General features: G+C 37.5%; 7 protein-coding genes. 5 read left to right on the forward strand and 2 right to left on the reverse strand.

The features are described from left to right. The first annotated feature begins 93 nt into the window (after positions 1-93). Positions 94-1,056, forward strand: a complete 963-nt coding sequence (locus AC33VI_RS14715; RefSeq protein ID WP_491783017.1) for a DMT family transporter — start codon at positions 94-96, stop codon at positions 1,054-1,056. Between the two features lie 439 nt (positions 1,057-1,495). Then, complete coding sequence (locus AC33VI_RS14720; protein ID WP_491783018.1) at positions 1,496-2,197, forward strand: DUF8619 family protein; 702 nt, start codon at positions 1,496-1,498, stop codon at positions 2,195-2,197. Positions 2,198-2,212: 15 nt separating this feature from the next. Here AC33VI_RS14720 and AC33VI_RS14725 read toward each other — a convergent pair whose 3' ends face one another. Continuing rightward, the gene (locus AC33VI_RS14725) at positions 2,213-2,827 is read right to left on the reverse strand and encodes a precorrin-8X methylmutase (protein WP_491783019.1); all 615 of its coding nucleotides are present in this window, start codon (positions 2,825-2,827) and stop codon (positions 2,213-2,215) included. Positions 2,828-3,143: 316 nt separating this feature from the next. On the opposite strand from AC33VI_RS14725, the gene AC33VI_RS14730 reads away from it, so the two are divergent. Next, a complete protein-coding gene (locus AC33VI_RS14730; RefSeq protein WP_491783020.1) occupies positions 3,144-4,331 on the forward strand; it encodes a glycosyltransferase family 4 protein in 1,188 nt (395 codons plus the stop codon). Positions 4,332-4,827: 496 nt separating this feature from the next. Here the strand turns inward: AC33VI_RS14730 and AC33VI_RS14735 are convergent, their stop codons facing one another. Then, positions 4,828-5,397, reverse strand: a complete 570-nt coding sequence (locus AC33VI_RS14735; protein ID WP_491783021.1) for a hypothetical protein — start codon at positions 5,395-5,397, stop codon at positions 4,828-4,830. 286 nt (positions 5,398-5,683) lie between these two features. Between AC33VI_RS14735 and AC33VI_RS14740 the strand changes: the two genes are divergently transcribed. Continuing rightward, positions 5,684-7,762, forward strand: coding sequence for an adenylate/guanylate cyclase domain-containing protein (locus AC33VI_RS14740; RefSeq protein ID WP_491783022.1), 2,079 nt, complete (start codon positions 5,684-5,686; stop codon positions 7,760-7,762). Positions 7,763-7,786: 24 nt separating this feature from the next. After that, complete coding sequence (locus AC33VI_RS14745; protein WP_491783023.1) at positions 7,787-9,265, forward strand: mechanosensitive ion channel domain-containing protein; 1,479 nt, start codon at positions 7,787-7,789, stop codon at positions 9,263-9,265. The last annotated feature ends 169 nt before the right edge of the window (positions 9,266-9,434 follow it).

The following is a 9,434-nucleotide window of genomic DNA, read 5'->3' on the forward strand; positions in this document are numbered from 1 at the left end:
CGCCTTTTAGGGCTAGTACTTCCTTAACAAAACTACAAATTTGCTGAAAATTAAGTAAACTCATTAAAAGCAGTATCTATACTTAATTTACGAATGCAAGTCAGTTCCAACTCAACTCCATCATTTTTTAAAGCTGTGTTATTGATTGCCCCGTTTTTCCTCTGGGGTACGGCGATGGTAGCCATGAAGGGGGTGATTCCCCATACAACACCTTTTTTTATGGCTGGAGTACGCTTAGTACCTGCGGGAATATTGGTACTTTTAACAGCATTTATTTTGAAATTACCCCAACCAAGAACCCCAACTGCTTGGTTGTGGATTTTGGCTTTTGCCTTGGTCGATGGAGCAATGTTTCAAGGGTTTCTTGCTCAAGGAATCGTTAAAACAGGTGCTGGTTTGGGTTCGGTAATGATTGATTCTCAACCCCTAGCAGTGGCTTTGCTATCTAATATTTTATTTGGGGAAGTTATTGGTTTTTGGGGCTGGTTGGGTTTAATTATCGGAGTATTGGGTATTAGTTCGATTGGCTTGCCAGATCGCTGGATTTATAGCATATTTGCTGGAAATTTTGCTGCTGTAGAATTAGATTGGTGGGGATTGTTTGAGAATGGGGAGTGGTTGATGTTATTAGCCTCATTGTCAATGGCTATAGGTACGGTAATGATTCCTTATATTAGCCGTCATAGCGATCCTGTAGTGGCGACAGGGTGGCACATGATTTTAGGTGGTTTGCCTTTATTTGGTTTGTCTTGGTGGGGAGAAACAGAGCAATGGAGCAATCTTTCTCTAGAAAACTGGTTGGCTTTAAGTTATGCGACGGTTTTTGGCAGTGCGATTGCCTATGGTATTTTCTTTTATCTGGCTTCTAAAGGAAATCTCACTAGCTTGAGCGCACTAACGTTTTTAACTCCCATTTTTGCTTTATTATTCGGTACGATTTTATTAGCAGAAGTTCTTAGTCCTTTGCAATCTTTAGGAGTGTTTTTAACGGTAATTAGTATTTATTTAATCAATCAAAGGGAGGTTATAAGATCAAAATTTGATCGCGTACAATGACTAATTAAATTACATTAAATCAAAGTCCGATCGAATCATGGGATATATAGTTTTAAAAAACAAGAGATAAACGATGGGAAATTCATGTTAAATATTGCCTATTTCTATTTTTAAGATAGATTGACTATCACAATTACCAAATAAACTGCTGTAAAGTTAAAAGCTATAAGTATTAAGTGATAGTGCAATACCTATAGCTCCCTGCCAAGGATAACTATAATTATACATCGACCCACATTTAGATAAATTCTTGAGTTGGGCAGAATGAGATCGAGTTGTGCCAATGAGTCCTGGTTATTTTTCTCATCTCTTCAAATAATTTACAGGTTATACTCTTCATCAATATTTAGAATAATTAAAAATCTTGGGAGAATGTGAATTAAAAAGCTTGAATTTCACTCTTTTTAGTTTAGTCTTCAAATTACTGTAGATTGTTGATATGCTTAAGCCCTTAACTAGAGAAAAATTAGAACAACTGATTCCTTTGATTGCTACGGGACAACAATACGCCTATTACTGGGGAAAATGGTCGGATTTACTCAATCGAGTTTTAGTTTCGGTAGTAGCAATTGTAGTAGTACTGATTCTAGATTTGCTATTTGGCGATCGCGGTGAAGCTTTGATTTTTCTAATTGGTGGGATTGCTGCTCTTTATTGGCTGTGGCTTCCCGTGTATCAAGCTAGTTTGCGTAATGCAGCTAACCGTCGGTTTAAATATGGTGGTTTTTGGCGGGGTAAAGTGTTAGAAGTCTATTTAACCGAAGAATTGATTGGCGAAGAAGAAACTGTCAACCAACGGGGAGAATTAGTCATTGTTGAAAATCGCGAACGTTGGATTAATCTGGTTTTGGGCGATCAAACTGGCTTTGAAGTAGAAGTTCAAGCTCCTCTACAAAGAATCTATAAAAATATTAAACCAGGAGAAATTGCCGAACTGTTATTATTGTCTAATAAGTCGGATTTGCGCCAAATTGATAAAATCTCTGATGCTTATATTCCCCGACAAAACTTATGGGTTGGACAATATCCCTACATTCAAAGAGATATTTTTATTGAAGTCAGTCGTCAACTAGGAGGGGTTAGTCCTCGTAGGGTTGCCCGTCGCAGTCGCCATCGTAATTACAAACGTCGCGATCGCTAGAAAATTTATCTTTTCTCAACTACAATTAGCTCGCCAAGATAAAGCAACAAGACTATTAACGATCGCTGAAGCCACTGTAGCGCAACCTTTGGGACTATTAATGTAAATAGTAGGAATATTAGCAGCTTGAAAAAATTGCTTGGCATCCAAATCTAGTAATGAGGGTGAAGTTGCGATCGCCAAACTAGGATTAATCGTTTTGTTTTGAATTAGTCCCACTAAAGTATTTAGGGCATCAGGATCTTGTCCGATTACGAAAATACCATTAGGGCGATCTTTTGCTAAAATATCAAGACCAGAGGCAGCATTACTTCGATCGCGATCGCTTCCTCTTCCCGTAGTAGCACAACAGTAAACTGGATTTTTGAAAGTTTGTTGGAGTTGAGGAACAATAGCAACTTGAATTTCAGGAACATCGACTACAACCGACAAACCATTTTTCAAGGCTGTAAATCCGCAATTTAGAGCATCTTTGTCAAACTGAAGCTGAGAATAATATTCAAAATCAGCGGTGTGGTAAATAACCTGACGAGTGATTTCATATTGAGCGGGAGTCAGACTTCGAGCATTATCTTCAATTTTAGAATCTATACTGGCTAAAGTAGAAGCTATAGTAATATGTATATTCATTATATTTAGTTGTAATTTAATTTATTGCTCAAGATAGAAGTCTAACTAATATTTTGCATTTTTTTAGCTTTATTAAACGTTATTAAACAAAATATGCCAACTAGTAAAATCAAGAATCGACCTCTTTTTGCTACTATTTATTTTTGAGAATCAAGACAGATGGGATAAATACGATTAATATTAATGTGTAATATGGGCAAATAGCTTAAATAGAGTCAGACTAAATATAAAGTAAATCTTAAAAAAAGACAGAGAGCCATCAGTTTAGATAAAGTTATAGCTACCCATAAATACGATCGTGTGAGGAATCAAAGTCATGAAAATTTTGGTACTAGCTTGGGAATTTCCTCCCCGTATAGTTGGAGGGATTGCCCGTCACGTAGCAGAATTATATCCAGAAATCGTTAATTTGGGTCACGAAATTCATCTCCTTACTATTGAGTCTGGTTCTACTCTTAAATACGAATTAGTTGAAGGAATTCATTTATATCGCTGTCCAGTAGCTCGCGGTCATGATTTTTTTCATTGGGTGGTAAATATGAACCAAAGCATGGAAAAAAAAGGAAAAGAACTTTTAAATAGCCACCAAGATTTTGACTTGATTCACGCTCATGATTGGTTGGTAGGAGATGCAGCTATTGCCCTCAAACACGCCTTTAAAATCCCCGTACTAGCCACGATTCATGCTACAGAATACGGTCGCTACAATGGCATTCACAACACAAAACAACAATATATCTACGATAAAGAAAAATTATTAACCCATGAAGCTTGGCGAATTATTGTTTGCAGTCAATATATGAGTCAGGAAATACAAAGAGTATTTCAATCTCCAGCAGATAAAATTGATGTTGTTTATAATGGCATTCGTCCCGAAAAAAAACATCATCCATCGGGATTCGATGCTCGGGAATTTCGTCGTCGCTTTGCTAAGGACGCGGAAAAAATTATCTATTACGTAGGGCGTATGACCTATGAAAAAGGTATTTCTGTATTATTGAACGCTGCACCTCGAATAATTGCAGCAATGGAGGGACAAGTAAAGCTCTTTATTATTGGTGGTGGAAATACAGATCGTCTTCAACACCAAGCTGACTGTCTAAATATTCGAGAAAAATGCCATTTTACGGGTTTTATGTCCGATGCCGATTTAGATAAATTTCAGACTATTGCCGACTGTGCGGTTTTTCCCAGTTTGTACGAACCTTTTGGGATTGTGGCTTTAGAAAGTTTTGCAGCTAAAGTTCCTGTAGTGGTTTCCGATACTGGAGGTTTGCCCGAAGTAGTGACTCACAATCAAACTGGTATTATTACTCACGCCAACGATCCTGATTCTTTGACGGAAGGAATTTTACAAGTGCTGCAAAAACCAGAACTATGTCGCAATTTAGTGCAGAATGCCTATAAATCTATTTCAGAACGTTTTAGCTGGGACGATCTTGCCAAACAAACCGTTGCCGTATACGCTCAGGTAACCTACGAGCGATCGCAAGTTACTTGGTAGCAGAGATTTTTCCCAAGGGTTAAAAACGACACAACTTCTAATCAGCAATATCAGATATGGAAGTTATTGTTAAATTAGTTTATGCCTATAATTTTGCAATCTACTAGTATTTAACCTGAGTTCGGGATAAAAGAATTGCTCGAAGAGAATAGTTTTTAGTTTTTAGTAGCTCAGTTAAAACAGGCACAATTGCTTATCCTTTGATTAAATGACCTATATCAAGTCAATCAATAAGTTAAATACTATACGTAGTTGACTTATTCTAGGTTTTTTAAACTAATAACTAATAACTAATAACTAGATCTATAGATTATTCTTGTCCTATAGTCTCCTGCTTTCCCAATCTTAAGTTCATGTTTAGTCATCCTAAATAGAAACGGTACAAGGCAATCGCCAAAATAACAAAGCAATCCAGATTGAAACTGTGAATTCTGCGTACAGTAGTTTAATCAGATTAGTCAAGTATCTTCGACAATAAGCCATTAGCAGAAATGTTTCAGTACATATTAATAAAAGGCGATGTATTCATTTCTTCAGGAAACAAATTGGTCATGAAAAAATCTAAAGTAGTAGATTTAAGAAATCCCTGAAATACAGCGACCGTACCAAATCTAACCCCTGTGGCTCTTTGTTCGGCAAGAATGACCTCTATTTGCTCATGACTGAGAATGCCTGCCATTTCCAAATAATATCCCAAAGCATTTTTTTCTGGTTCGACAATTGCCTTCGACCAGTCTTGCACAAAAAAGTCGGCAGTTTGGGATTCTATCGCTCCGTTCTGTACTAAGATATCTCCGATACGTAGATTGGGATATTTAACTCGCTCTAAAAGTGCTGTTTCTAGTTGAAAAGACGAGATCAAATCTGCTTCTTGTAAAATTTGACCGAGAAGTTTGGTTTTGATTGATAATAGATGACGTGAATCCTTATAAGATTTAGAGGCGAAATTATTTTGCGCTCGATAAATGATGAATGTTTTACCAGAAGCCGAATTTACTGGTGAATTTGCTTCCAACTTTTGAGTATTATTTTGTAGAATTGGCATCAAAGTATAAATAGAAGACATTAAAAATAATTAGATTTAAAATAAGGATTGTTTAAAGTAAAACAGGAAATATTAAAAAATTAATCGAGCTTAATTAGATTATCTTTAATAGTAAAGTTTGTTGCTCAAAAAATCTTCCGTAATTTTGCCAGATTTGAGATTTAGCAGCAAAAATACTTAGTTTGGGTAAAGTTTTGATAGTATTGCCATAATAATCTGTATGGTCATCGATAAATCATTGTTTAAACCCTCAGAACGAAAGGAATAGAGAAACTTGATTCAGAAATTAAGCATTCAATCTAAACTGATGCTCATGCTTCTCGGAGTATGTATTAGTTCAATTATTGCGATCGCCTATGTCGGTTATGATAATGGTCGCCAAGCTTTGAATAATAGTATTAAAAATCAATTAATTAGCGTTAGAGAATCTAAAGCATATCAAATTGAACGGTATTTTCAACAGGTAAGAGCTCAGATCCAAACTTTTAGTAAAGGAGGAGTCAACGATGCCGTTGCTGGCTTTATCAAAGCCTATCAAGAACTGGAAAATACAGAAATAGAATTGAATTGGCACGAAAAACTCAAAGAGTATTACGAAGAAGATTTTTTAGCCAAATTAGCAGAAAATACGGCAGGAAGACCCCTTTTATATTCTTATTTACCCCAAAATAGTGCGGCTCGATATTTGCAGTATCATTACATTGCTGGTAATAGCAATCCTATTGGGGAAAAAGAATATCTCAACGATCCGAACGATGGTAGCGAATACAGTGGGATTCACAAAATAGTTCAACCCATATATAACAATTTTATTTCTCAGTTAGGCTATTATGATTTATTTCTCATCGATGCGAAAACAGGAAATATTGTTTATACCGTCAAAAAAGAGTCAGATTTTGGCACGAACTTATTCCAAGGACCATACTCTACTAGTGGTTTGGCAACAGTGTTTAAAAAGGCACTCAACGCTAACGATCCAAATTATGTAGCAATTTCCGATTTCGATCCCTATCGGGCTTCTCTAGCAGAACCCGCAGCTTTTATTGCCAGTCCCATATTCGATATTAATAGTTCTGAATTGACGGGAGTTTTAGCCTTTCAATTATCAGCAGACGAAATTAATAATGTCATGACTGGTAATAATGATTGGCAAGAAGAAGGTTTGGGAAAATCGGGAGAAACATATTTGGTTGGTTCTGATTATGGAATGCGTAGCAACTCTCGCTTTCTGCTCGAAGAACCAGAAGCCTATTTTAAAGCTATAGAAGCAGAAGGACTTTCTCAAGATAAAATCTCTTTTATTAAAAAATTTAATAGTTCGATTTTAAATCAAGAAGTAGACACAGAAGCCATCAAGAAAGCTTTAGACAATCAAACAGGTTTTGAACTCTCCGATGATTATCGTGGGGTAGAAACTCTAAATGCTTATCGCCCCCTAGAACTAGACGATCTTAACTGGGTGATTAATGCCCAAATTGATACTCAAGAAGCCTTTGCACCAACTAAAGCTTTCCAACGTCAAGTATTGCTGGCAACTTCAATCATTGTCCTCTTAGTGACTTTAATTGCCTCGATACTTTCTTATTTCTTTATTCGACCAATTCGTGCTTTGATTGATGGTTTTCGTCAAGTGGGAAAAGGGGATACTACGGTAAAAGTTAAAGTAAAATCCCAAGATGAATTTCGCGAACTAGCTACTTCTTTTAACGAGATGGTAGATAACTTAGATCGGCAAAAAAAACTGATTCAAGAAAAAAATGAAGAAAACGAAGAACTATTACTCAGTATACTGCCCGAACCAGTAGCAGAGAGAGTTAAAAAAGGTGAAGACAGTATTAGCGACAGTTTTTCTAATGTTACGGTGCTTTTTGCCGATTTAGGAGGCTTTATCGAACTATCTGAAAGTCTTCCCGCTAGTAAAACTGTCAGTTTGCTCAATGATTTAGTCATGGCATTCGATGATGCAGCCGAGAAATATGGAGTAGAAAAACATAAAACCATCGGTAGTGGCTATATGGCTGTCTGTGGTTTGTCCGTTCCTCGTTTGGATCACGCCAAGAGAACCATCGATTTTGCCAAAGAGATGTTGCGTATTCTGCGTCGTTTTAATCGCGAAAAAAATACCGATCTCAAGCTACGTATCGGAATAAATTCAGGTTCGGTAGTGGCTGGTATTGTGGGTAAAGACAAATTTATTTACGATCTGTGGGGCGACACGGTTAATGTTGCCAATCGCTTGCAATCTCATGGAGAATGGAACACCATTCAGGTTTCCCAAAGCGTACACAATCGTATTGCCGAATTTATTGAAGATTTTGAACCAGTCGAAGATATAGAAATGTCTGGTACAGAAAAATTCCCCGTCTGGTCTACCAAACCCTATTAACTATCAAAATATATCGCTCGATCTATGCAGAATTCTTTTTGGCAGCAGGATTGGTTCGTTTGGGGAGCAATTCTAATTATCGGTTTTCCCCTGATGACCTTGTATTTGGGAGAAATTATTTATCGAGTTAAAAACAAAGATAAATTACTGACCGCTACTTTGCAAATCGTCCGTAATTTAATTTTTCCCAGCTTGGCTTTGTTTATTTTGTTAAACAAAATTGTCGGGCTCAATCAAGATACAACCCCACTACGGATCGTACAAACTGGCTTGTGGCTATTTACCCTACATGGTTCTTTGACAGTAATTAACGGGTTGCTATTTGACGGCGCAAAAAGTGGCAGTTGGCAAGCCAATGTTCCCCGTCTATTTCGCGATTTAAGTCGAGTATTTTTAATTCTTTGCGGCATAGCGATCGTTCTCTCTGTGGTTTGGGGTACAGATCTGGGGGGACTGTTTGCGGCTTTGGGGGTAGGTTCGATTGTTATTGGTTTGGCACTGCAAGATACTTTGGGTAACTTGTTCTCTGGAGTTGCTTTGCTGTTCGAGCGTCCTTTCACTGAAGGGGATTGGATTGAAGTAGACAGCATTAAAGGTAAGGTGATTGAAATTAACTGGCGTTCGGTTCATATTTTGACTAGAGAACTAGAAATGTTAATTATCCCCAATGCAGTATTAGCTGGGGCGACTATTCGTAACTATCGCCGTCCTCAGAAACTTCACGTCGAACCAGTGGATCTGGGCTTTTCTTATGACGATCCTCCTAATAAAGTCAAACGAGTTATGAAAGAAACTGCTTTGGCAACTAAAGGAGTATTAGATAAACCAGAACCAGTCATCCAGACTATTTCCTACGATGACTCTTCCATTGGCTATCGCGTACGCTTATTTTTAGCTGACTACGATAAAGTGCCAATTATCAGGGATGAATTTATGACTCGCGTTTGGTATGCTGCCGAACGTAATGGCTTAAATATTCCTTTTCCCATTCGCACTCTCTATCACAATCCACCTAGTAAAATTAACTCTGCCGAAATAGTCGAGGGCTACTTAGAGCATTTACATAGTTTTCCTACTTTTGCTAGTGCAGAACGCGAAACTTTATCAGATTTAGCCCATGCTGCTAGTGAAATGGCTTTTGGTGTAGGAGAAAAAGCAATCTTACAAGGAAATCATACTGAAGAGCTTTATGTAATTGTCAGGGGTGAGGCAGCAGTTGGGATAAAACCAGAAAACTCTTTAAGAGAAATCGAAGTTGCTAGATTAGCCCCAGGGGATTTTTTCGGAGAATCGGCACTTTCGGGTAAAAATATTAGTCCCGTAACGGTAACAGCTTTATCGGATTTGGAAGTATTAATCTTACCCCTCGAAACCGTGCAAGTTGCTCTGGAACAATGTACTCGCTTGAGACAAGAAATAGGTATGGTAATGGAAACTCGCCGCAAAGCGATCGCTCTAACTCAAAAAGCCCGTATGAGAAATTCTAGTAATGGACACAGGTGATTATGATTGAATGATTTCTTCCCTGAGAGTACCATCGGCTTCGATCCAAATTAACTTTTCGATCCGACAAGTTTTGGCGTATTGTTTGATGGCTGCCTCAGAACGTTCTCCCAAATCGATTTCTATTTTGGCGGATTCGTTTTCACTTCTCAATTGACGAGCAACTTTA

The organism is Waterburya sp., assembly GCF_058530065.1.